This is a genomic window from Corynebacterium sp. sy017 (assembly GCF_017918135.1).
GTDB lineage: Bacteria > Actinomycetota > Actinomycetes > Mycobacteriales > Mycobacteriaceae > Corynebacterium.
In genome coordinates, this window is record NZ_RZUE01000002.1 from 384,278 (window position 1) to 407,676 (window position 23,399).

Annotated in this window: 18 protein-coding genes; 8 read left to right on the top strand and 10 right to left on the bottom strand. The window is 49.7% G+C overall.

The genetic code is table 11. From position 1 onward, the window contains the following. Positions 1 to 4: 4 nt before the first annotated feature. Positions 5 to 685 (bottom strand): NYN domain-containing protein, encoded by a 681-nt coding sequence (locus EML15_RS05170; RefSeq protein WP_144273784.1) that lies wholly within the window; start codon positions 683 to 685, stop codon positions 5 to 7. Continuing rightward, on the bottom strand, positions 682 to 1,473 hold the full coding sequence (trmB, locus tag EML15_RS05175) for a tRNA (guanosine(46)-N7)-methyltransferase TrmB (RefSeq protein ID WP_144273785.1): 792 nt from the start codon (positions 1,471 to 1,473) through the stop codon (positions 682 to 684). Before trmB ends, EML15_RS05170 begins: the two co-directional genes overlap by 4 nt. An 81-nt stretch (positions 1,474 to 1,554) precedes the next feature. Between trmB and EML15_RS05180 the strand changes: the two genes are divergently transcribed. The 3 genes from EML15_RS05180 (at position 1,555) to EML15_RS05190 (ending at position 4,917) form a co-directional block, all read left to right on the top strand. Beyond that, on the top strand, positions 1,555 to 2,715 hold the full coding sequence (locus tag EML15_RS05180; protein ID WP_144273786.1) for a hypothetical protein: 1,161 nt from the start codon (positions 1,555 to 1,557) through the stop codon (positions 2,713 to 2,715). After that, on the top strand, positions 2,705 to 2,959 hold the full coding sequence (locus EML15_RS05185; RefSeq protein WP_144273787.1) for a hypothetical protein: 255 nt from the start codon (positions 2,705 to 2,707) through the stop codon (positions 2,957 to 2,959). The genes EML15_RS05180 and EML15_RS05185 overlap by 11 nt, the downstream gene beginning before the upstream one ends. A 137-nt stretch (positions 2,960 to 3,096) precedes the next feature. Then, positions 3,097 to 4,917, top strand: coding sequence for a phosphoenolpyruvate carboxykinase (GTP) (locus EML15_RS05190; RefSeq protein ID WP_144273788.1), 1,821 nt, complete (start codon positions 3,097 to 3,099; stop codon positions 4,915 to 4,917). An 85-nt stretch (positions 4,918 to 5,002) separates the two neighbouring features. Here the strand turns inward: EML15_RS05190 and EML15_RS05195 are convergent, their stop codons facing one another. From EML15_RS05195 to EML15_RS05220, 6 genes are all read right to left on the bottom strand, one after another. After that, entirely contained in the window at positions 5,003 to 6,124 is a 1,122-nt protein-coding gene (locus tag EML15_RS05195; RefSeq protein ID WP_144273789.1) for a DUF3068 domain-containing protein, read from the bottom strand. Positions 6,125 to 6,204: 80 nt separating this feature from the next. Next, positions 6,205 to 7,257: an alkylhydroperoxidase domain protein gene (locus EML15_RS05200; protein WP_144273790.1), complete on the bottom strand. Its 1,053-nt coding sequence runs from the start codon at positions 7,255 to 7,257 to the stop codon at positions 6,205 to 6,207. A 23-nt stretch (positions 7,258 to 7,280) separates the two neighbouring features. Further along, positions 7,281 to 8,912, bottom strand: a complete 1,632-nt coding sequence (locus tag EML15_RS05205) for an ABC transporter ATP-binding protein (RefSeq protein WP_144273791.1) — start codon at positions 8,910 to 8,912, stop codon at positions 7,281 to 7,283. After that, entirely contained in the window at positions 8,912 to 9,709 is a 798-nt protein-coding gene (locus EML15_RS05210) for an ABC transporter permease (RefSeq protein ID WP_144273792.1), read from the bottom strand. The genes EML15_RS05205 and EML15_RS05210 overlap by 1 nt, the downstream gene beginning before the upstream one ends. Beyond that, positions 9,706 to 10,641 carry an ABC transporter permease gene (locus tag EML15_RS05215; protein ID WP_144274144.1) on the bottom strand — a complete coding sequence of 312 codons (936 nt, stop codon included), beginning with the start codon at positions 10,639 to 10,641 and terminating at the stop codon, positions 9,706 to 9,708. Before EML15_RS05215 ends, EML15_RS05210 begins: the two co-directional genes overlap by 4 nt. 5 nt (positions 10,642 to 10,646) lie before the next feature. Continuing rightward, positions 10,647 to 12,302 carry a TIGR04028 family ABC transporter substrate-binding protein gene (locus EML15_RS05220; protein ID WP_144273793.1) on the bottom strand — a complete coding sequence of 552 codons (1,656 nt, stop codon included), beginning with the start codon at positions 12,300 to 12,302 and terminating at the stop codon, positions 10,647 to 10,649. A 70-nt stretch (positions 12,303 to 12,372) separates the two neighbouring features. Here EML15_RS05220 and EML15_RS05225 point away from each other — a divergent pair, with 70 nt between their 5' ends. From EML15_RS05225 to EML15_RS05235, 3 genes are all read left to right on the top strand, one after another. Beyond that, positions 12,373 to 14,277: an FAD/NAD(P)-binding protein gene (locus EML15_RS05225; RefSeq protein ID WP_144273794.1), complete on the top strand. Its 1,905-nt coding sequence runs from the start codon at positions 12,373 to 12,375 to the stop codon at positions 14,275 to 14,277. A 65-nt stretch (positions 14,278 to 14,342) separates the two neighbouring features. Beyond that, positions 14,343 to 15,005 carry a hypothetical protein gene (locus tag EML15_RS05230; protein ID WP_144273795.1) on the top strand — a complete coding sequence of 221 codons (663 nt, stop codon included), beginning with the start codon at positions 14,343 to 14,345 and terminating at the stop codon, positions 15,003 to 15,005. Positions 15,006 to 15,233: 228 nt separating this feature from the next. Further along, positions 15,234 to 19,124: a hypothetical protein gene (locus tag EML15_RS05235; RefSeq protein WP_144273796.1), complete on the top strand. Its 3,891-nt coding sequence runs from the start codon at positions 15,234 to 15,236 to the stop codon at positions 19,122 to 19,124. A 173-nt stretch (positions 19,125 to 19,297) separates the two neighbouring features. On the opposite strand, the gene EML15_RS05240 is transcribed toward EML15_RS05235, so the two are convergent. Both EML15_RS05240 and EML15_RS05245 read right to left on the bottom strand, forming a co-directional pair. Then, positions 19,298 to 20,122, bottom strand: a complete 825-nt coding sequence (locus EML15_RS05240) for a hypothetical protein (RefSeq protein ID WP_144273797.1) — start codon at positions 20,120 to 20,122, stop codon at positions 19,298 to 19,300. A 5-nt stretch (positions 20,123 to 20,127) separates the two neighbouring features. Next, on the bottom strand, positions 20,128 to 20,475 hold the full coding sequence (locus EML15_RS05245) for a hypothetical protein (protein WP_144273798.1): 348 nt from the start codon (positions 20,473 to 20,475) through the stop codon (positions 20,128 to 20,130). Positions 20,476 to 20,948: 473 nt separating this feature from the next. Between EML15_RS05245 and EML15_RS05250 the strand changes: the two genes are divergently transcribed. Continuing rightward, positions 20,949 to 21,770, top strand: coding sequence for a phytoene/squalene synthase family protein (locus tag EML15_RS05250; protein ID WP_144274146.1), 822 nt, complete (start codon positions 20,949 to 20,951; stop codon positions 21,768 to 21,770). Beyond that, the gene (gene crtI / locus EML15_RS05255) at positions 21,767 to 23,338 is read left to right on the top strand and encodes a phytoene desaturase family protein (protein WP_144273799.1); all 1,572 of its coding nucleotides are present in this window, start codon (positions 21,767 to 21,769) and stop codon (positions 23,336 to 23,338) included. Before EML15_RS05250 ends, crtI begins: the two co-directional genes overlap by 4 nt. Positions 23,339 to 23,399: the final 61 nt, after the last annotated feature.

The window sequence follows — 23,399 nt, forward strand, 5'->3', positions numbered from 1 at the left end:
ACCACTAATCCTGTTTGTTAGAAATAAGTGCAGAAAGAGGACGGAATGGTTGTAACCAAGCACCTTCATCAGGAAGGCTATCAAGATTGACTCGTGGCAAAGGTTCACGAAAAGCACCAGGGATGTCTTCTAAATCGACGAACGTGAGCCGTTCATCATTGACAGCCCACGGACAGAGTTCGTGGAATCCGAGGATAGTTACGGATACTGATTGCTCTAGTAGCTGCTCGATAACCTCGCCAAAGTTCTGCCCATCAGCACTGGCAATGACCACCCCACGCAATGCGCTTTGATTATTGGAGTTGTCGCTAGAGCGGGCAAGGTGATCCCTAATATGGGCAACCATGTCTGGATCCACATCAGTTTCTTCTGTGAGCTTGGGTTTGGCAAAGACTGCGAAACCAACATTACGTAGTGCCTCTACCCAAGGGCGCACTACTTCAGCTCCTCCAGGGGTGACATTAACAAAGATACTGCCTTGCGCCTCTACACGAGTACCACAGTGATGACTCAACGTGCCTGCTTGTGCCAGTAGCCAACGACCAATAGCGTCAAAGCGCGGGCGATGTGCTGCGGCAGGACGCCCACCAACGATTTCACCAAGTCCCATATCTAGGTTTGGAGCATCCCATACAAAGAGCAGCGTATCGCGTGTATCTTGGTGCTGCTGTGAGTGTTCGCTCATACTCGCCTCCATAAAAACTCGGTAATAACGTGATCTTTGTCTAGACCTTTGCCCTCAAACTTGGTAATGACTTGGCGATCAACCAGTTGGGGGCACTGCGGCCAAGGAAAGCCCATATACTCTAATGATGGCTCCACATCGACTAATTCGCTAATCCACTCGGCATAATCGGCATGGTCAGTCGCTACGTGCAATACCCCACCAGGTCTTAGCCTAGTCGCAATGAGATTCAGTACGCCAGACTGAATGATACGGCGTTTATGATGGCGCGCTTTAGGCCAAGGATCAGGGAAGAAGATACGCACTCCGTCGAGAGAATTTGGCTCTATCATACGTGTGAGCACTTCGACACCATCACCGCGTATCATACGGATATTATCAATCTCATTTCGTACAACTGCGCCCAGTAACTTGGCCAGACCCGGTTTGTATAGTTCTACCGCAATGATATTGGTATCTGATTCAAGGGGCGCCATTGCTGCGGTAGACGTGCCGGTGCCAGAGCCGATTTCGACGATGGTCTTTGCGTTTTCTCGCCCAAACCACTCAGCGATATCAATTTTTTCATCACTGAGCACTGTGCCTAGGCGAGGCCAATGTTGTTCCCATAGTGCCTCTTGATTTTCCGTCAAGGTGCCGCGTCGAAAGCTGACGGTGCCAAGCCTAGGATAATCAAGGTCATTATTAAAAACTGTATTGAAATCAGTTTGTGGTGGTCTACCTGAACCACGCTGCGTAGTAGAGCTGTGATCGTGACCATTGTGGGAGTTTGGAGCAATATCAGACATCTCAACTATTGTGCCTGTTTACGAGAATTAGAGCAATATGCTAGATTCTTTCTAGCTAAAATCTTCTAGGGGGCGGGGTATATGGCTGATGTTTTTAGGCAAGTTTTGCGCTGGTTAGATGAGCAGCCTATTGGTTGTCCGCTGGCTGGGGAGTTGGGGCGTATTATCGAAGAACTCACTGGAAAAATCCGTTTTACAGTGTGTTTTGTGGGTGCTGATTCTTTATGTGTTGGCTCTCGTGATGCAGAAGCTACCGGTTATTGTTATGTGCGTAGTGCTTGGCCGGTGTTGTCACAGCGCGTAGAAATAGTCATTGCTATTTATGATGAGGAACACATTATTTATGCGCAGCATCGGGCACGGATGCGCGCTGGTCCCAGTTATTTTCATGTGGTGTCTCGGCAGGAGTTTGAGCACGAGGAGTTGGCACATATTGTGGCTCAGATACCGCAGGAAGAGATCACGCGGGTGCGTCGTAGAATGTTGCATGGTGAGTTAGCTGCATTGGCGCGGAAATATCCCGATCGTTTTCCAGTTGCCTTATCGGCAGTGTTATCTGAGTTGGCGGCGGAATCTTTGGCGATGCCTGCTGCGCGCGTGGCGGTATTAGGTCCAGATGAGCGCCAAAGCCGGAGTGTTGCCGATCAGCTTGGCCACCAATGGACGCTGGTGAATATCGCCCGTGGTGCAGATCTTGCCATTGTCGTCGCGCCGCAGGGTGGGTGGCTACCGGATCACGTTTCATTACTGGATCATGCTTTTCGACGCACCGGCAGGCTAATAAGCACTGCTCCTCTTCCTTATGGCTGTCATATTCCGGCAGTGATTGTGTCCCAATGTGATATGTACCAGTGGGATCAACTTATTCATAAGCAGTTGGCGCATGAAATCTTCTTAGCGAATCATCAGTGGGAACGTGGTTCTGGAGCGCATCTGGTGCAACAAAAACGGATAAATAAAATAAGGCGGCACTTAAGAGAGCTGGATTATAAGCAGCTAAAAGCGCGTGCTCGTCAGCATGGTTTGGCGCTTGCGCGTATTGAAATTTTTGCTTGGTGTGAGATTGTATTGCTGAGCATTATGATGTGCTGTGGTTTGGCGAGGTTGGGACTGCCGTGGCATATCAGTGGGGTGTGTTGTGTGGTGGTTACGAGTATGCGTGTTTATGGGGCTTGGCGGTTAGCAAAGAAAACATGGATGCGTTCTGTTGTAGAGAAAATAGGGGAGCGGTATGTTGTTTGATGAGTTATTACCTGGAACATATCCCGGTGAGACGGGGATGGTCATTTTGCATGATGATGATTTGGATGGTGTTGCTGATCGGATGACGGCAATGGAATATACAGGCAACTATGAAGTTTATGTGTCACCCGGACATCTCTATCATCAGGGGGACTCTTTAACGGAAGTTACCCCCAAAAGTAGTGATTTTGGGAAAGGAAATAAAGGACATTTTAGTGATTGGATCTGTATTGAGCGGGGGTGAACTGCAGGTAAACACTTTATTTATCGTGATTCATCGTGCCTGCTGTGTCGCATTTCTATTTTCAATGCGATAAAGCGCTAGTGTGGAAGTTACGAACTGCTTATATTTAGATACAGATAACAATGTCAGGAGAATTGATGTCATCTGTAGCCATTAAAGGGTTAGAAGGGCACCCCCCCACTGAAAATGAAGCGCTTTTGCGCTGGATTGCGGAAAATGTTGAACTTTTCCAACCAGAAAAAGTTGTTTTTGCCGACGGAACACAGCAAGAGTGGGATCAACTAACCACTGAATTAGTTGAGGCTGGAACTTTAATTCGCCTCAATGAGCAAAAACGCCCCAATAGTTTTTTGGCGCGTTCTGAGCCACATGATGTTGCTCGCGTCGAATCACGCACTTTCATTTGCTCTGAGTCTGAAGAAGATGCAGGTCCTACTAATAACTGGGTGCATCCAGAGGCTATGAAGCAAGAAATGACTGAGCATTATCGCGGTGCTATGCGTGGTCGTACCATGTATGTGGTGCCATTTTGTATGGGACCATTGGATGCTGAGGATCCCAAAATTGGTGTGCAATTAACTGATTCTGCGTATGTTGTGCTTTCTATGCGCATTATGACTCGCATGGGACAAAAAGCCCTTGATCGCCTAGGTAATGGTGATTTTGTCCGTTGTCTTCATTCAGTAGGCGCGCCACTGGCTCCGGGGGAACAGGATGTCGCGTGGCCATGTAATGACACCAAATACATCACCCATTTTCCTGATACCAAAGAAATCTGGTCTTTTGGTTCTGGTTATGGCGGTAATGCCATTTTGGCAAAGAAGTGTTTTGCCTTGCGCATTGCATCGGTGATGGCTAAAGAAGAGGGCTGGATGGCAGAGCATATGCTCATCTTGAAGCTCACCTCACCAGAAAACAAGGTGTACCACATTGCTGCAGCATTCCCTTCTGCTTGTGGTAAAACAAATCTCGCTATGATTCAGCCAACAATTCCTGGTTGGAAGGCTGAAGTAATTGGTGATGATATTTCTTGGATCCGCTTTGGTAAAGATGGACACCTCTACGCATTTAACCCAGAAAATGGTTTCTTCGGTGTGGCTCCTGGAACAAACTACAAGTCTAACCCTATGGCTATGCAGTCAATGGAACCAGGTAATACCTTGTTCACTAACGTCGCGCTTACCGACGACGGCGACGTGTGGTGGGAAGACCTTGAGGGAGATCCGCAGCACCTTATCGACTGGCAGGGCAATGATTGGACTCCAGATTCAGGTCGTCCAGCTGCACACCCTAACTCACGTTATGCAGTACCTATTGAGCAATGCCCTATTACCGCCCCAGAGTTTAACGATCCGCAGGGTGTAAAACTCGATGCTATTCTCTTTGGCGGGCGTCGCCCAGACACTGTACCGTTGGTGACTCAAACCTTTAGCTGGAATCATGGAACACTGGTGGGCGCATTGCTTTCTTCCGGGCAAACTGCAGCTGCAGAGGGCAAAGTGGGCGCTTTGCGTCACGACCCAATGGCGATGTTGCCTTTTATTGGCTATAACGCTGGTGACTACCTCCAGCATTGGGTCACTATGGGCGAAAAAGGCGGAGCGAAAATGCCTGCGATTTTCCTCGTAAATTGGTTCCGTCGTGGAGATGATAAACGTTTCCTCTGGCCAGGGTTTGGGGAGAACTCTCGTGTCTTGAAGTGGATCGTCGATCGCCTTGAAGGGCGAGTGGCAGCACAAGAGACTATTGCTGGATACACTGCTCGGGTAGAAGATCTAGATCTAGAAGGTTTAGACACACCACTCGCAGATGTCGAAGAAGCGCTTAGTGCTCCGGTATCCGCATGGGAACAAGAGCTAGAAGATAATGAAAAATATCTCGAGTTCCTTGGTCCAAAGGTACCGCAGGAGATTCATGCAGAGTTTGCTGCGCTCAAGGAGCGTATCGCTCAGGCATAGTCCACTCTCATTCTCACATACGCACTGAATAATTACGCAATACTCACTGAATAATTACGTAGTAATTATTCAGTCAGTGTTGCGCTTAACTCTTTCTGTATAACCGCCATAGTCCATAGCCTAAGAGGATAAAGCCAAGAATACGTGCGCTAAATGTTAATACTTTGAGCACTTCTAGCTTATGGAGTGTGGGGTTAGCTTGTTGCCATGCACGATCTTTGGTTTGTTGATCCCAGGATAACGTCGTACGCAGCAAAGTACGGTAATTATCATGTCCGACATGGGCTGTCATGTTGGCTTCTTCTTGATTGCGGGCAAGGAAGAGAAAAATATCTTCTTTTTGATCGACTATGGTGCCGCTTTGTGGTTCTACCCAGAGGGTTCTGGTGGCACTGTAGAAGGGGTCGAGTACCACAGTGCCAGTTGGTGCAGCCTCATCAGAGTTGGGGTAGAAGAAAGAAGCGTCCGCGCTTACCTGTGATTGGTAAATATCAGCGAGTTCTTCTTTATTAAGATCTGTGTGGGCGGCATTATTTGGGCGGTCGTCGGAAATATCTTCTGGTTGGCGCATAGACCGCGCTAAGGATTGTCGAATGTTAGTGGCGGGTATTTTTTGCGTAAACACGTAAAGCCCATCGCTACTGTCGACGTAGTCGAGTGGGATTGTATCCTGGGCAAAGATATCGAAAAAGTCATAGGAGCGGCGCTCTGGCTCAAAGGGATAGAAGTATTGCACACCATCTCTGGCAAAAGTATCGGTATCAATGTGGATATTAAAATCAGGGGCAGTTAATTGCAGCTGCGAAACTTTATCTGCGACGGGGTAAGTAGAGCGCCGAGTAAGGCGGAGGGAATCGTCGAGTGTGAAGATGGTATGCCGGTTATCTGTCCGAGTGAGTTTTTCTTGCACAGATACTGCGGTTTCTTTTTTGTCGTCAGTTTTATGAGTCTCCAGGACACGCGTGAGCTGCGACTGCGTTTCGACGACATAACAATCGCGTTGTGCAGCCTGAGCACAAGGCGCCTTGGGGTCATACACCTGCGTATAAGCAGGAGTAGTGCTGACAGTAAAACGAGTATCGAGAGGAATGAGCCTAGACTTGCTAATGATTAATTGCGGTACTACAGCAGCAAGAAGAAAGAGAATAGCTGATAACCCCAGTGCGAGTCGAGGAATATGCCAAGCCAAGCTGCGCGAGGCACCCATAGTAAAGCCCTTCCTGCTGCGGTAGCAACCCTGTAGTAACCAGTAACCTAACGAACCAATAATTCAAGCTCTACAAGATACTAGCGCAATTTTTGCGGTACCTGTTCTTCACCCAAACTCAACATAAGCCTATTAGCCCAGTTAAAGAAAGCAGCTGAGTTGATAAGATCCACTATTGCAGCGGTATCACACCCGACAGTGCGCAAGAGCTCTACATGAGAATCATCAAAGTTCAGCACAGTTATTGCGCGAGCTGCCTCAGATAAAGCATTCCATCGTGGATCGCCAAGATCAGCATGAGCATCAGCCAGGAGTGCATCGATTCGAGCGGTATGCTCAGGTGCTTCGTCGAGAGTGCGCGCAGCATGAACAGAAGTGCAGTAGACGCACCCATTGAGTCTTGAGGTCACTGTTGCTGCTAATTCTCGTTCGGCGCGAGTAAGCCCGCCGTCGACGTTGTAGAAAATATCTAAGTCGGTCAGAGTACGTGCCTGGAGGGCAGCGGGATCTCTGGCAAGAAGTCGGAAATAAGGTTGATGGATACGCTCTGGCTTAATCAAACTTTCCCGTTGCTCGTTAGTCATCTCGTGGGCGGCAAGTGGGGTGATCCACGGTTTCCAACCCAGAGTATGCCGAACAAAGGTTGCAGCTAAGCTGGGTAATTCGGGTTCTAGTGGCGCAAATTTTTTATTGCTCTCATGCCCGCCGAGTATGCGTAGCCCATGAATGAGCCGTAGTTGATAGGCAAGGAAGGCAATGAGCTGCGCTAAGCTGACAAGTTCATCTTTGCTAAAATGCTGCTCTAATTCTTGTAACTGTTGCTGTGTAGCCAATGCCGGGGCAGTGATGAGCTGCTGGGCAAAATTGCGGGCATGGGCAATGCGGGGGCTGGGTTCTTCTTCGGCACTGAGGTCGGCATAGAACTCACGAGCAGTTGCCACTGGATTAAGCTGAGCCACATAGGCTGCTATGTGGTAGCGCTCAGCCAGAGTTAAGGAGGACTCAGTTTCTAGGAGGGCGTGAAAACTGAGCTGGGTATTGTGCACAGCATCAGGGCGTTGCCGCCTGATTGCTGCTAGTTCGGCTGAACTTTGGGCGAGCAGATCAATAATATCTGGTTGATTATCGGTCATGGTGTGTTCTTTCTGTGGTGTGGTTAGAGTCCTAAATTGTAGAAACCTTCGCGGAGTTTCGCGCCAGGAATAGCATGAATGAGCTTATGCGTTAGTTCATGCTGGGGATTGTGGAATACCTCGTAGGTGCTGCCATATTCTACTTGTTTGCCGTGGCTCATTACGGACACTGTATCGGAAATTTGCTGGACGACGGATAAATCATGCGAAATGAAAATATAGGTCAGTTGCAATTCTTTTTGCAGCCTGCTTAGCAATTGCAAAATTTGTGCCTGAACACTTACATCCAATGCAGATACTGCTTCATCAAAGACGATCACTTCTGGTTCGGCAATGAGTGCCCTGGCAATTGCCACGCGTTGGCGTTGTCCACCGGATAGTTCTGCTGGTCGTCGGGTAGCAAGGGCTGGGTCGAGGGAAACTAATTCAAGATATTTTTTGACCTTATCTACTGTGGTTCCTGACTTGTCGGTGATGGTATTGCCAAGTCTAAAATTGCGCAGTGGTTGGCGTAGCGTAGCACCAATGCTCAAGCGGGGATCGAGCGAGGAATAAGGATTTTGATACACCAACTGAATGCGTTTGTGTATCGACCGAGCTCGCTTAGTGATTTCGGTGTCGCCTAGGAGAACACGCCCGGAGCTAGGTGCGTCGAGAGCGGCGATGATTCTGCCCGTGGTGGTTTTTCCTGAGCCGGATTCGCCCACGATGGCATGAGTGGTGCCGGCATAAACTGGAAAGCTCACCTCGGAAACTGCATGGTGTCCTGAAAATTCACGGCTGAGCTTTTCGACGCGCACCACAGGCGTTTCTTGCGCTGCTTTTTCTAGCGAGAACTGCTTGTGGTAGGCGGTGTCGATGTTGAGGGAGGGGGCGTCGGCAAGCAATTGTTTGGTGTAGTGGTCTGTGGGTGAGGACAGAATCTGTGCTGAGTGACCTGATTCTTTTACTAAACCGTGGTGCATGACGACCAGATCATCAGCGCGATCGCCTGCAACTGCAAGATCGTGGGTAATCAGTAGTACACCCAGTCCAAGTTCGGTGCGCATGGAGTCGATCAGATCCAAAATGACTTTTTGCACTGTGACATCAAGTGCTGAGGTGGGCTCGTCGGCGATAATGAACTCTGGTTCTAAGGCCAGGGCAGCGGCGATCAAGCAGCGTTGTTTCATGCCGCCTGATAGTTCATGGGGGTATTGGTGATAGCGGCGTGGGGGATCATCAATGCCGACTTTCGCTAATAGCTCAAGCACAATGTTTTTGCGCTGCGTCGTGGAGTAGGAGCGATGAATACGTAATCCTTCTGCCACGCTGTCGCCAATTTTTTTGAGTGGATTAAGCGAGTTATGTGGGTCTTGTGGGACAAGAGCAATGCGTTTGCCACGAATACTGCGCCATTGTTTTTCGCTCAAGGTGCTCAGTTCGGTATCGCCTAGGCGGATGCTGCCGGAGGTGATATCGGCATTATCGGCGAGTAAGCCCATGATGGCGCTGGCGGTTGTGGATTTTCCAGAGCCGGATTCGCCCACAATGGCTGTGATTCTTCCGGGGAGCACTGTAAAGGAAACGTCTTGTACTGCCTGGATAACACCATTTTTGGTGGTGTAGGTGACTGCGAGGTCTTTGACTTCTAGTGCTGTATGTGTCGTGCTCATTAGTTACGCTCCTTTGCAACTAAATTACTGAGGTAGTTAGCTGCTACCACAACAGAAATAATGACCACACCAGGTAGTACGGTAAGCCACCATGAGGTTGCCAGATAATCTCGCGCGTCGGAGATAATCAATCCCCATTCTGGTGTTGGTGGTGGTGCGCCATAGCCGAGGAATCCCAGCACTGAAAGCTGTAGGATAGCTGAGCCAAATTGCACAGCAGCTAGGGCGAGGACTGGGGAAAGTGAATTAGGCAGAATATGGCGGATAATCACCTGTGCTTTGGTTGCGCCTGAACCATAAGCAGCCTCGACGAACTCCCGCTGCGCTACGCTGAGCACCTGAGAACGTGCTAGACGCGCAAAGGCGGCAACGCTGGTCAATCCCACTGCAATAGCGGCATTGATAGTGCCATAACCCAACAACACAATAATTGATAGTGATAACAGCAGTGATGGAATGGCGAGCAACACATCGATTGCTCGCATGAGTAGCGTGTCGACGAACTTTCCACCAACACCGGCAATCAGACCGATAAAAGTACCAAAAGTTGCGCCTACTAATACAGCGATAAGACCACCTAGTAGAGATTGTCGGGTGCCATATACAACGCGGGTGTAGAGGTCGCGTCCAATGGAGTCGGTGCCAAACCAATGTTCCAGGCTGGGGGAAAGCAGTGGCTCAAACTCTCCAGATAAGGGATTGCCGTGGGCGAAAATACCAGGAAATAGAGCCGCGATAATCGCAATGAGTACGATAATTTGACTCACTAATGCCCAGGGGTGTGTGAGCTTTTTCATGGGCGAGCCTTTCTACGCAAACGTGGATCAATGAGTGGATAGCTCAGATCAACAATGAGGTTGATGAGGATATAGGTGCTGGCGCTGATAAGCACAATTGCTAGTAGTACGGGCATATCGCGGTGGGAAACTGCAGAAAGAGTAAGCTGCCCGATACCAGTTCTGCCAAAGACAGCTTCGGTAACGACTGCACCGCCGACGAGTTCCCCAAATAGTACGCCTGCCATAGTGGATACTGGCAGTAGAGCATTACGCAGTACGTCGCGGAAGAAGATCCATGTGGTACTTGCTCCTCGTGCTTTGGACACAGTGATAAAAGGTTGTTCGTTAATGTCGTCGATGGTGCGAATGAGCACTTGTGCCAGTGGTGCTGCAATGGGAATTGAGAGGGTGATGACCGGCAAAATCAATGCCTGAATGGGGTTAGCGTTGATTACTGGGATAAGGGCGAGTCGGAAAGAAAGCAGCTGAATCAAAATGATGCCGATCCAGAAGCTGGGGACGGAAATCATCAGTGGTGGCAAGCCGCGGAAAAATCCACGCAGGGTGCTGGAAATGTTTGCTAGGGTCGCAATGCCGAGGGCAAGGATAAGAGCGAGCAGGAAAGCGCAGACCGCGAGGGCAAGGGTAGAAGGTAATGCGGTTGCTAGCAAACTTGAGACGGAGGTTCCCGTTTGGATTGAATAGCCGAAGTTGCCGGTGAGATAACCACCCAGTGCCAGGATATATTGCTGAATGAGGGGCTTATCTGCGCCATATTCGCTTCTGATTTCTGCTATTTCTTTTTCGCTTAGTCCTAAGTCTGGGCTGGCGTAGCGCGCCAGAATGGCGTCGGAAGGCAGTGCTTGGAGGAGGACAAAAGCCACAGTATAGGTGATGAGCAACACGACGATAGCTTGGGCTATGCGTGCCAGAATTTTCTTGCCAGTTATTCCAATCATTGTGCTAGCTCCTTGTGGTCGATCCATGTTTCATAGAAAACGGGGCGCCCAATGGCATCTTGATGAAAACCTTTAACATAGTTGTGCAGCCCATATACTTGTGGTTCCTCAAAGAGAGGGAGCACATAGGCTTTGTCGTAGAGCAGTTGTTGGACTTTGGCTGATGCCGCGGCACGGTCTTGTTCTTTGGGGCTAGAGGCGACTTGATTGAGTAATTCTTCGAGTTCAGGGTCGCCAAGGCTATCTGTTTTTTCGTCGTAGTTGAGTAATTGATTGCGGTTGGTGGAGTAATACTGTGATTTGATGACGTCGTAATCTGCCCGACCGACCATTGTGTGCCTGATTTGCACTTTGTTGATGTCTTTAGAGTCTGCATCTTGGACGGCAATATCGCCGGGGAGTAGGTGAATCTCAATGCCAATTTTGGCCAGTTGTTCTTGCACTTTGGTGATTACTTCCCTGGAACGTGGTTGGGGGAGGGCTTCGTTGACGGTGAAAGATAGGTGTTGTCCGTCTTTTACTCTGATTCCATCTGGTCCTGGTGCCCAGCCAGCTTCGTCGAGTAAGGCGCGTGCTTTGTTAGGGTCGTAGATGTAGTCTGCTTGGCGTGCATATCCCAGTCCGTGTGAGTCCATTGCGCTGGTGGCTAGTGCGTATCGTGGGGAAAAGAGTGTGCGCAGAATTTCTTTGCGGTCAATGCCGGCAAAAATTGCTTGACGTACGCGAATATCTTGCAGGAATGGGTGCCTAAACCGTAGTGCTAGTTGGTTGCTCATGCCACCTGTGGAGTGAGCCTGCACGGTTAGTCCTGCTTGGGTGAGGTGCTTTTCGACGGGGGCTTCAATTTGTCTAGCGATATCTGCTTGTCCGGCAAGGAGCCCGCCTATGCGTACTGAGTCTTCTGCTGCTAGCACGTAGCGAATGCCGTCGATTTGCGCTCTGCCTTGGTGTTTTAGTACAGGTGGTGCCCAGTTGTAGTCTTTGCGGGTGCTCAGCATGAGTGAGGTGCCTAGTTTTTCTTCGGTAATGCTAAACGGTCCTGAGCCGATGATGCTGGTGGCTTGTCCTGGGGCAAATCCTTCGGTGGTTTTGTCGAGAGTGGCGTCGGAGAGCAAACCGGCATTAAAGGAGCTGGTGGCTTGGGCGAAACCAGGTGCGGGTGCACTGAAATGAAAGCGTACTGTGTGGTCGTCGATGACTTCACCGCGTTCGTAGTTATTGATTTGTTCTGAGGCGGTGAGTTTTCTGGTTTTGTCGCCACGCGCGTAGAGGTCGAAGTTTTTCACCACATTTTCTGGGGTGAGTTTTGTGCCGTCGGAATAGGTGACGTCTGTGCGGATGTGGAAAGTGTACTGTGTGGCGTCGGCATTGACTTCGGGGAGTTCTGTGGCAATCCAGGGTGATAGTTCCAGGGTGTCTGGGTCTTGATAGAGCAGTCGGTCGGTGATCTGATTGATGATTCCGCCGTTGGGGTAGTAACCAGCTGAAGGTGGGTAGAGCGTCTTGAAGGTATTGGGTTCTAAGTAGGTCAGGATATTATTGTGTGCTTGGCTCAGGTTTGCACTTTGGGTGCAGGCGCTGAGGGTGCTCATGCTGATGATGGTGGCACTGATGATGCCGATGAGTTTGCTAAGGGTTGTTAGTCTGTTCATGGTGTGTGAATTTACCACAAAAATAGACAGACCTGTATTCTATAAATAGACCATGAAGTTTAGGAGTGAAATGAGCGCAACAATAGCCATTGTTGGACTGGGACCTCGAGGAATTTCCGTCATAGAAAGAATTGGCGCCCAACACACCACCACACCACTTCACCTCGCGCTTATCGACGACTCCCCACCCGGTCACGGCGGCAGAATATGGGACACCGACCAAAGCTCCATTCTGTGCATGAACACCCTGGCCGCGGCAGTGACCCTCTTTACCGAACCCGGCGCTAGTGTCCAAGCACCAGTGCGAGTCGGCCCCACCATGTATGAGTGGCTCCAAGTGCTGCGCGGAGAAACCTTGACCCCTGAGGTAGATCCTGATGGGCACAAAGCCCGCCTTATTGCCCAACATCCCGTCACCTGGGACATCAGTGCCTATGAACATGAGATTGCCCATACCCGTCCGGAATCCAATCCCTCACGAGCACTCTATGGGCACTATTTACGCTGGGTATATCAGGTGGTATGCGCCTGGTTGCCGGAGCATATCAGTGTCAGCGAACACCACTCCCGCTGTATAAAAATTAGTGCTGGGCAAGGCGCCGGGCAAGGATATGATGAACTAACTCTCGCAGATGGCACGCGTATTCACGCGAATTCTACTGTGCTTGCCCCCGGTTGGCATACCCCGGCTCTCAACGAAACGGAACAACAGCTGGCGCAGTCAGCTGGGTTATGGATCGCGCCCGGTAGCCCAATCGAACAGCACATTGAGCGTATTCCAGATAACGCACACGTATTGGTGCGCGGATTAGGCATGGGATTTTTTGACCTCATGGCATTGTTGAGCATTGGTCGTGGTGGACGCTTTATACCTGATGATAATGCGCGCAGTGGATTGCGCTATCAAGCCTCCGGGCGAGAACCACAATTAGTAGTAGCTTCAGGTCGCGGCTACCCCTACCTGCCTAAAAGCGATTATGGTGGACTACCACCTAAAGCAGCGCTAACCAGATTGAAAGCAGTGATTGCTCGCCATAAAGACACCACCAGGCAGATTGATTTTGAGCATGAAGTGCTACCAGCAATTATTGCTGACGCTCATGAGGCTTATTACCAAGTGCTCGCCAAGGAAAACCCCGCGGCTTTCTCTGGAACCTTAGCGCAAGTAATAGAAGCTATTGACGCAGGGGATGACGCCGCATTACATGGGCTTATTCCCAACCCGGCTCATCGCTTCGACCTCGACCGATGGCATCACCCCTTGGCACAGATCCCAGTGCAATCCCCTCAAGAACTCACTGAGCATATCGCCCACGCCATGACCAATGACATCGCCCACGCCCAACTTGGAGCAGCAAGTGCCCTTAAAGCTGGGTTGTGGTCTATAAGTGCCTCACGCAAACCTGCCTCCATTCTCGGCGCCCAAGGACGCTATACCTGGGCGTCGCGTAGCGGAGCATATCGGTCATTCATGGCACTCGGGCAAATGCTCGGTTCCGGACCGCCACTATTTCGCTCCCAGCAACTCCTAGCGCTTATCGACGCAGGTCTGGTCACTTTCCTTGGCGAAAAACCACAGGTAAGCGTGGTAGCAGACGGCTTTGAGATGACAAGCCCTAGCACGCACACCCCAGTGCGAGCAGCAGTTTTGGTCGATGCATGGATGTATAGTCCAGATGTGCGTCGACAAGCAGAGCCAATGATGCTATCCCTAGGGCAGCGGGTGCGACCCTGGCAGGAGAAGAATGAGGGGCACACCATTGCCACTGGTTCGCCTGAGGTAGACGAACAAACACGGTTGCTCATTGGAGAATCAGGCGAGCGTGATCCGCGCGTGCACTTGATTGGTATTCCCACCTATGCGCAATATCCGGACACGACAATCTCGCCTATGCCTGGCACAGATCCATTGTTATTGCAGGAAACTGATAAGGCTGCTCGTAGCGCTGTGGCTTGTGCTCAAGCTGTATTATAAAAAGCCCATGTGCTACGCTGTGGTTTTGGTAAAAAGTATGAGCAATTCTTAGAAGTAGGTTAAAGATGATGAAGAAAACTCGTGCCACTCTTGCGGCACTGCTGTGCACAAGCGCATTAATGCTAGGTGCCTGCTCTAACGACAACGACGGTGACACCAAAGCGCAGGAAACCACAACCGTAAAATACGATTCCGCCGACGACAAGAGCCTTGTGCGTGACATGAACGGTCAAGAAGTAGACCGCAGCGACGCAGCCAACGCAAATGTGAGCCCAGAAGACATGAACCAAATCTCTGACGCTGGTGAATCCTTCATCATCGACTCCGTAGGGCTAAACGTACCACTAGGCACCCTGACCTCATACAATGGTGTGATCGAGCCAGTGAATTACACCAGCGCATTCGTGGTTGCAGATTACTCACCAGGCTACGTCAATAGCGAAGACGGTTCTGTGATCGTTGTAGCTCACGCTCTCGACGGCGCAGGCAAAGCACCAGGAAACTACGTGGTTGACCCTAACACCGGTGCGCCACTAGCCAATATCGGTGACCGTATCGTGGTGGGCTCAAAAACCTACGAGATTACCGACCAGCGATCCATCCTAAAAGATGAAATCCCTAACTCTGACCTCGTGTGGGCAGAAGAGCCAGGTGTTATGCACTTTATCACCTGCGTGCCACACCGCAATGAAAACCTTGTCATCACTGCGAAAGAAGTAGTGGAGTAATTCGGCATAACTGTTCGGTTCTAAAACCCCCAAGCCATATTTGTGGTTTGGGGGTTTTGCTTATTGACCCACATATTCTGTCTATTGCTCTCTTTCTTAACCTACTTGTGATGTCGCTTTTATGGGATGGATAACCTAGATTCTTGTTCTTCGGTTGGACATTTTTATGGGGGGGGGGCTACTCTTTAGGTGTTTTATGTTTTCTTAAGGTTTTTCTAAGGAGTGTTCATGGGGAAGAAACACTGGTTGCTGCGCCGTGTTGGTGCAGTGATTATGACTACTGGATTATTGTCCAGTGGCATGTGGGGAGGTGCTAGTTCTGGTGTTGGTGTGCCTGTGGTGTGGGCTCAAGAAGAGACAACAGCACCAGCGGCGGATACTGCTAGCCCGAAGCGGTTGCCTGATTCGGTGATTAAAAACATGACAGTAACGGCTGATCCTAATGACAAGGATAAGGTTGTGTTGACTGTTGATTTCGCTTTCCCTGATGACGCAAAACCAGGGGATTATATACGGTTTGAGACTACTGTTAAGCCAGAGGTACGTGCTTCTTTTCCGGGTTTTGACAGTATTAACGGAGATATTGCGTTGAGAGATTCTCGGACAGGGAAAACTATTGCTGCTGTTTCTGGCGGCAGCTGGGGTGGTTTTCTCGTAAAGTTGACTTCTGAATCTGAGGGGTTGGTGAATCGCACTGCACAATTTACACGAACAACAGAGCTTCCTGTAGGTTTATGTGAGCGTGACCCTTTGTCGGTGAAATACATTGCGACAACGACTGATTCGCAGGGTAATGAGCATGAGTGGGATTTGTTCACTACGGTCGAACGCAAAGGTGGAAAATGTAACCAAAATATAAACCCTATACCTCATAGTGTTGTTGGTGCTCCTATTCCTCGCATGGCATGCGAAACATATGAGATGGAATTGGAATATCTTACTGATATTAATTCTTTTGCTAGGCAAGGGGCGGGTGTGTATGGTGAGGTAAAAGGTACTGTGTTTGTGACTCCACCGATTGGTGATGCTGGTGGTGAGAACGAAACCTTCCAAGACATCTATGTGCGTGTACGTGTCGATGACGCGTACACACCCATGAAAATGACGAAAATTAAAGAGAATCTAAAGGTTGAGCTGAATACTTCAGATTCAGGTTTCTCACACCGGTATATTGGCGGTTGGACGCCTAGAGAACTGAGGCTTAAGATTCCTAAAGGTGGAGCTACTCCACCTCAAACCGATGTGTATCCACCTGACTTTGATCTCGAGGGGGTGAAAGCGAAAGCACAACCAGGAACCAACGGACTAAGTAAGTCCTTTGATTGGAACAGTAAAACAATTACCAAAGAAGACGCTACTGCTTTAGGTAAATTGCTTGAGGATGCTTATAAGGCGTGGCAAGAAGCTCATAAACCTGAGGTGATTGGATTCAACGACGATCCTGCAAACGGCACAGTGTACGTGGACTATAAGATCCCTGGGTTGTATAAACCTGTAATCATGAAAAACGCCTGGGGTGAAGACGTCGATTCATTAAAGACTATTGGTGGAACTACAGTAGTCGACGATAAGGGTAATGCGGATGCTAATGCTGTAGCCTCAGTGCTCAAGACGAGTGCATTGTATCGACTCTCTGTCTTTGGTGGTGATGTGTTTGCGCCGTATTCTGGTGCTGCGAAGTACAACACTATCCTGACGTATTCCACTGACCCAGAAAGCTACAAGTCTGGTAAAGGTCATACTGGCGAGAGTGCACATTATGGTTCTTGCGGTGAAGGTGGAGCTACACCGTTTGCAGCTGTTGAAGGTGTTGCTGCGGGTGATCCGTTACCAGCAAAACCTGTGCCTGGTGTGAGTGTACTGAAAACAGTAAGAGCTGTTGATCCTGCCAATCCTGGTAGACGACTTCTTGACCAGTTTATTCGTGGTACTGCGGCCGATGCGAATGAGGCTCCTGGTATTGCTGTTGCTGAAGGTACATCATTGACGTTTAGGTTTATAATCCGTAACTCGGGCAATACGGTGCTGAAGAACCTCAGACTTGCTGATGATAAGATCCCGGCAGACAAAATCACCTGTGGTAGCAGTAGTCTTGATACTGTTGTGTTGCAACCTGCTGAAGAGGTGACATGTCGTGCTTCTCTTGATGGTCTGAAACCTGGTGAGCAGCATACAAACATTGCGACAGTAACAGCAACACCAGTGGATAAGGATGGTAATCCTGTTGATGGTGGGGACGTAACGACACAGGATCCTGCGAATGCGCATGGTGCAGCCCCTGGTGTTGAACTTGTGAAGAAGATTAACGCTGTGGATGCTAATACTGCACAGGATGCTGTTGTGGTTGATGCGGACTCAGACATGAGTGTTATGTTTGAGGTGACTAATACTGGTGATATGCCGTTGAAGGATATTGTGGTCAGTGATGATGTGATTACTGATCCAAGTAAGATTACGTGTCCTGGTCGTCCAGAGAAACTGAATCCTGGTGCGAAACTGATTTGTTATGCAACCCTGCCTGCGCCTCAGGCTGGTGAGATGCATACGAATACGGGTACGGTGACTGCTACACCTGTGGATAAGGATGGTAATCCTGTGGGTGATACGCCGTTAACGGATTCTGACCCAGCGAATGCTCGTGTTCCTGAGGCAACACCAACGTCATCTGTTGCTCCTACATCATCTTCCTCGATGCCATCAACAACGTCGTCGTCTGCACCGTCAACTACTTCTAGTTCTGCGGCACCGTCGACCACTTCTTCGTCGTCGGTGGAGCCTACACCTAGTTCTGCGTCAGCAACGTCGAAAGTCTCGTCATCAACCACACCAGAGTCTCCAACATTGGAACCTGTGCCTTCTGAGCCTGCGTCTGTTGAGTCAACAACGTCTACTCCTGTGACACCAACTGATGAGCCTGCGGAATCAACAACACCGGAGGAAACCACGACTTCTGAGAAGCCTGCAGAGTCTGAGCCATCGTCGACATTGTCTACGCCTGTGGAATCTACTACTGCTGACAAGCCTGAGGAATCAACACCTGTGGAGCCCACCCCGGTGGTTCCTGATGTTCCTGAGGAGTCTGTGGAGCCACAGCGTCCACAGCGTCTTGAGCCTGGTATTGCGGTGGTGAAGAAGATTAATGGTCGCATTGCTCGTGAGGGTGAAGGCGTGGAGACCCAGGCGGGTACGGATATGGCTATTACCTTTGAGGTGACAAATACCGGTAACACTACGCTTAAGGATGTGGTTGTTGGCGATGATGTGATTACTGACAGTGATGCAATTGTGTGTGATGATGCTGATCGTGTGTTGGCTGCTGGTGAGGTTATGACGTGTTCTGCATCGTATCCTGCTCCTGAGGCTGGTGGTAAGCATATTAACACTGTGACGGTGACTGGTGTTCCTGTTGATGAGGATGGTCATGAGCTTGAGTCTGGTGAGGTGATGGCTAAGGATGTTGCTAAAGCGCATACTCCGCCTGAGGTTCATGATGATTCTGAGGGTGTGGTGAAGACTCCTGGTATTTCTGTGACGAAGTTGGTCAATGGTGAGGATGCTGATGTTGCTCCTGGTGTGATGGTTGCTTCTGGTTCTGGGATGGAGTTTGTGTTTGATGTTGCTAATACTGGTGATGTTGCGTTGACTGGTATTGAGCTTGGTGATGATGTGATTGCTTCTGAGGATATTGTGTGTGCTGATAAGCCAGAGATTCTTGCTCCTGGTGAGCATTTTGTGTGTAGGGCTTCGTTGGTAGCTCCGGAGTCTGGTGGTCATGTCAATATCGCTACTGTGGAGGCAATGCCTGTGTATGCGGATGGTGAGTTTGGTTCGGATGCTCTTGTGCGGGATTGTGATGTGGCACACGCGAAGGTAGTTTCTAGTGAGTCGGAGTCGCGGTCTGAGGAGTTAGTGGATGTAGATGAGCCTGAGGTGGATGAGTCTATACAGCATGATGGTGGTGTGTCGTCTGAACCGGAGGGGTCACAAGAGCATGGGGCTAGTGTGATTGTTCAGCAGGTTGTTCAGCATGGTGGTTTTGTGGATAAGAAAGCTGCAAGCACGACTGTCAAGAAGTCTGGTGTGCGGGTGACGACGGGTGGTCATTTGCGTGCTGCGTAGATAGTTCGAGTCACATACGTAGTTGGATACGAGATTATGTGTGTGACTGTGGCTGCTAGAAGCAGGAGTGCTACAAGGGATTACTTAGAGTAGCTGTTCTTGCTGCTTAGCCCAGAGTGCAGATGTGGGGTGGTGTAATAAAACACCACCCCACTTTTCATATTCAATGCCATTTATAATTTCTTAGCCCCAACGTCGAAAAGCTGAACAAGTGCACTACCGATAAACATTAATCCAATGCCCAAAAAGATGTTTAGCGAAAATATCCCCAATAAAAAAGACAAACTGCTCGGTAAGCACAGCCCAATGCTGGTTTGGAGCAAACTGTCTGTGGCTTCATACATTCTCGTTGTTTCTTGGTGTCGTATTCTGTAGCTGTATTCCCACTGCACGCTCATGACCACCACATTGCAAAAGGTGAGAGCTATGATTGCACTTGCAGATAACAAGAGAGAGATTGCTGTGTCGGTACGCAATGAGTAATAGAGTGCGCCGAAGGCTATTCCTGCACCCAAGAGGCAATACGTGACTGCTTTTCTTCCTTTATGCAGCGCGAGATTCCGCACTGTTTTATTGCGATGGAGAATCCCCGCGAATATGGTCATTGCGCCCAAAAGTATGGGGTAGAGCTTGTCACCTGTGATTGAGAACTTTGCAGCGATCAGTGGCAACAGAAAAGTGAAACTGCCGCACAGTGACGATATGAGGAATAAACAGATTGTGATGAAAATATAGCCAGTTGATACCTTATTTCTTGTTTCTGTCAAGCTCTTTGGATTATCAATTGCAGAGCCATCTTTGCCGACGGGGGCTCGGGCGCTCATACCTTGAGGACTAATACCTCTGCTGTCAATAGCAGGGAGCCTGGCGATTAGTGCGGCGCAGATGAGTCTGGCTGCTATCGCTGAACATAGTGCCCATAGTTGGACGTAACCCGCACAGAAAGAAATAATCAGCACCGCAAGAATTGAAGCTGCCCCAGTCGCAGCATAGGACAAAAATCTTAGGGTACCTCTGTACTTAGCGACCTCACCCTGAGTTTCTTTTTCTCCCAAGAAGAAAATATATTCTGAACGTGCAGGCAGATAGAGCGAATTAAAGAGGAAAGAAAGAAATAAGCAAAGGCTAATTGCTGCACAATTGCCTGGAAAACAATGATTGGGCTTAGAGATACGGCAAAACCTGTGTGGGCAATGCGCATGAGGGTTTTGGGGCTAAAGCGAGCTGTTCTCGGGACAAGCACTCTGTTGCCTGTTAGTAGTCCCAATGGTCCTGCTAACAAAATAATGGACACCGCATTGAGCGAGAAATTCCGCTCTGTAATCAAGGAGAAGCTGAAAAGAAACGGCATGAGGCTTCCTCCCAGACTCCCAAGAAAAGTGGCAGTGGATAATACCCTCTTGATTCTCTCTGGCATCAGTTCAATGGGTGTGGGCACCTGTCACCTCCTTGTGTCATTAGAGTACAAGCGTATATCGCAATACCAAGATCTGCTCACCCCTTTTTGCGTTATACCGCTATACACCACCGCTATACACCACCGCTATGCACCATTGTTATCCATCAACCGCTGCGCATTGGACAAGTAACAGGCAGGTATCAGTTAAGTATCAGACAAATGCTATCTTCGCCGCTAAGATAAAAGCGAGAAAGTGAGGTAGGCACACGCTCGTGAACAGCACGAACAGCACCAATAATACGAATCACGCGAATACTGTGGACAATGAGCACAGGGTTGTGCACGCAACTGCGCACGCGGCACAGTGCAATAATGAGCATAATGCGCATTACACTGCCATTGCCCATGCGCTGAGTAAAAAAGTGATGCGGGCATATTCCACCAGCTTTTCTTTGGCAAGTATGCTCTTTAGCCCACGGGTTCGCAGTGATATCGCGCACCTTTATGCTGTGGTGCGTATTGCAGATGAGATCGTCGACGGTGCTGCCGAGGGCAATATCGAACAGCAATTATCTGATTATGAGCACAGTATTCTTCATGCACCTCAGCAGCCCTTTCACCCTGATCCAATCATTCACGCCTATGCAGATACTGCGCGTAGATGCCAGTTTCCTGCGGAATATCTCCGTGCCTTTTTCACTTCTATGCGTAGCGACCTTACGCACACGAGTTACACTCAGCAAGAATATGAGCACTATATTTATGGTTCCGCTGAGGTAATCGGCTTATTATGTTTGCGCATTTTCCTTGCCGAGCAGCCAGGGGAGCACCCACACCGTATTGAACTTGAAGCAGGCGCTCGACGCCTCGGCGCAGCTTTTCAGAAAATCAATTTTCTCCGCGATATCCGCGAAGATATTTATGAGCGTGGTCGCCATTATTTCCCTGATACTAATACCACCCAAGGTGGGGGTATGCTCAGCGAGGCGTCGAAGGCGAAAATTATTGCAGAGATTCAGGCTGATTTAGCAGCTGCACAGCCTATGATCGCTCTTCTGCCTTATTCCTCCCGCTTCGGGGTACAAGCCAGTGCGGATCTTTTTAGCGAGCTTGCGCAATTGCTCGCGGATACTACTGTGGCGCAGTTGCGCACAACACGCGTGCGGCTAGGTTCAGTGCGTAAAGTGCTCATCATTGCTCGGTCGGTGGTGGGTACAGCAATGCGTCGGGGAAGCAGGCGGGCATGACGAATGCACGTCAGGAGCATCAGAAACATCAGGCAAGGGCAGTCGTCATTGGTGCAGGATACGCAGGGCTTGCTAGTGCTATTTTGCTGGCACAAGATGGTTATGCGGTGCGGGTCGTCGAGAAGCTGGCGCAGCCTGGTGGGCGAGCAGAAAGTATCAGTGAGCAAGGGTTTCGGTGGGATACCGGGCCATCGTGGTATCTCATGCCCGAGGCCTATGAGCATTTTTTCCGACTGTGCGGCACTGATATTGCCAACGAATGTGAGCTTGTGGAATTATCCCCAGCGTATCGAGTGTTTTCCGGGGCTGAGCGCAGCTGTGATGTCCATGCTGGGGTGGATAATATTGCCGAGCTTTTCGAGAATATAGAACCTGGTGCTGGGGCAAAAATACGCGCTTATTTGGCTCAGGCAACTCAGGTATATCAGCTTGCGCTCGAGACTTTCCTCTACACCACTTTCAGCAGCATAGCGCCACTATTGCGTCTCAAAATCCTCAGCAGGGTGCATTGGTTGGTAGCAGGGATCAGTCGCAGTATCGAGCACAAAACAAACCGCATTGTCGCCCACCCGCTGCTTCGGCAAATCCTGCAATATCCAGCAGTATTTCTTTCCTCGCAGCCAGCCCAGACACCTGCACTATATGCTTTGATGAGCCATACCGATCTGGTGGAAGGGCCTCGCTATCCTCAAGGCGGATTCGCTGCTATTAGTGCGGCACTGTGGCGGATTGCCCAAGAAAACGGCGTGGAGTTTTCTTTTAATACCGAGGTTACTGCCATCGAAACCGCGCACAAACAGGTGCGTGGTGTTCGTAGCATTCGTGGTGAGCTTTTCGACGCCGACCTAGTGGTACACGCCGGTGATATTCGGCACTGCGAACTAGAACTGTTGCAACCTGAGCAGCGCAGCTATCCGGAACGCTATTGGCAACGCGCACACCCTGGGGTTTCTGCGGTGATCATTATGCTTGGGGTGCGCGGTGAGTTACCCCAACTTGTGCACCATAATTTATTATTTTCCCCTGATTGGGAACCTGATTTCCACGCAATTTACACTGGGGCACACCCTGAGCGTCCAGATCGCATCTCAGAATCATTGTATGTGTGTAAACCTTCCCACACTGATCCAACGGTAGCGCCAGCAGGACATGAAAATCTCTTCATCCTCGTGCCTGCACCAGCCGAGGAATGTTATGGACACGGCAGTGCTTTTGGTGAGCAAGAATCTGAGTGGGTATCTCATGTTGTGCGCAACACTATTGCGCGTTTGGCACATTGGGCGAATATCCCAGATCTTGCCCAGCGCATTGTGGTGCAAAAAACCATTGGTCCAGCTGATTATGCTCAGCGCTATCATTCTTGGTCGGCTGGCGCGATTGGGCGGGCGCATACTCTAAGGCAGTCGGCATTTTTAAGAGGGAAGAATGTGTCTGCAAAAGTGGATGGGTTGTACTATGCCGGGGCGTCGACGGTACCTGGAGTAGGCGTGCCGTTGTGTTTGATTTCGGCAGAAAACGTGCTCAAACGTATTCATGGTGACAGCTCATCTCGTCCTTTTTCATACTGAAAAATTCATGGCACAATGGTAAGGCGAGAACGCGATAGTAGAACAAGCAAAAGAATACAAG

Excerpts from the sequence above, each read along its gene's own strand:
- EML15_RS05200 (WP_144273790.1), bottom strand. The coding sequence starts at position 7,257 with ATGACCGATAATCAACCAGATATTATTGATCTGCTCGCCCAAAGTTCA.
- EML15_RS05170 (WP_144273784.1), bottom strand. The coding sequence starts at position 685 with ATGAGCGAACACTCACAGCAGCACCAAGATACACGCGATACGCTGCTC.
- EML15_RS05180 (WP_144273786.1), top strand. The coding sequence starts at position 1,555 with ATGGCTGATGTTTTTAGGCAAGTTTTGCGCTGGTTAGATGAGCAGCCT.
- EML15_RS05220 (WP_144273793.1), bottom strand. The coding sequence starts at position 12,302 with ATGAACAGACTAACAACCCTTAGCAAACTCATCGGCATCATCAGTGCC.
- EML15_RS05195 (WP_144273789.1), bottom strand. The coding sequence starts at position 6,124 with ATGGGTGCCTCGCGCAGCTTGGCTTGGCATATTCCTCGACTCGCACTG.
- EML15_RS05185 (WP_144273787.1), top strand. The coding sequence starts at position 2,705 with ATGTTGTTTGATGAGTTATTACCTGGAACATATCCCGGTGAGACGGGG.
- EML15_RS05190 (WP_144273788.1), top strand. The coding sequence starts at position 3,097 with ATGTCATCTGTAGCCATTAAAGGGTTAGAAGGGCACCCCCCCACTGAA.
- crtI (WP_144273799.1), top strand. The coding sequence starts at position 21,767 with ATGACGAATGCACGTCAGGAGCATCAGAAACATCAGGCAAGGGCAGTC.
- EML15_RS05250 (WP_144274146.1), top strand. The coding sequence starts at position 20,949 with ATGCGGGCATATTCCACCAGCTTTTCTTTGGCAAGTATGCTCTTTAGC.
- trmB (WP_144273785.1), bottom strand. The coding sequence starts at position 1,473 with ATGTCTGATATTGCTCCAAACTCCCACAATGGTCACGATCACAGCTCT.
- EML15_RS05225 (WP_144273794.1), top strand. The coding sequence starts at position 12,373 with ATGAGCGCAACAATAGCCATTGTTGGACTGGGACCTCGAGGAATTTCC.
- EML15_RS05230 (WP_144273795.1), top strand. The coding sequence starts at position 14,343 with ATGATGAAGAAAACTCGTGCCACTCTTGCGGCACTGCTGTGCACAAGC.
- EML15_RS05210 (WP_144273792.1), bottom strand. The coding sequence starts at position 9,709 with ATGAAAAAGCTCACACACCCCTGGGCATTAGTGAGTCAAATTATCGTA.
- EML15_RS05245 (WP_144273798.1), bottom strand. The coding sequence starts at position 20,475 with ATGCCGTTTCTTTTCAGCTTCTCCTTGATTACAGAGCGGAATTTCTCG.
- EML15_RS05205 (WP_144273791.1), bottom strand. The coding sequence starts at position 8,912 with ATGAGCACGACACATACAGCACTAGAAGTCAAAGACCTCGCAGTCACC.
- EML15_RS05235 (WP_144273796.1), top strand. The coding sequence starts at position 15,234 with ATGGGGAAGAAACACTGGTTGCTGCGCCGTGTTGGTGCAGTGATTATG.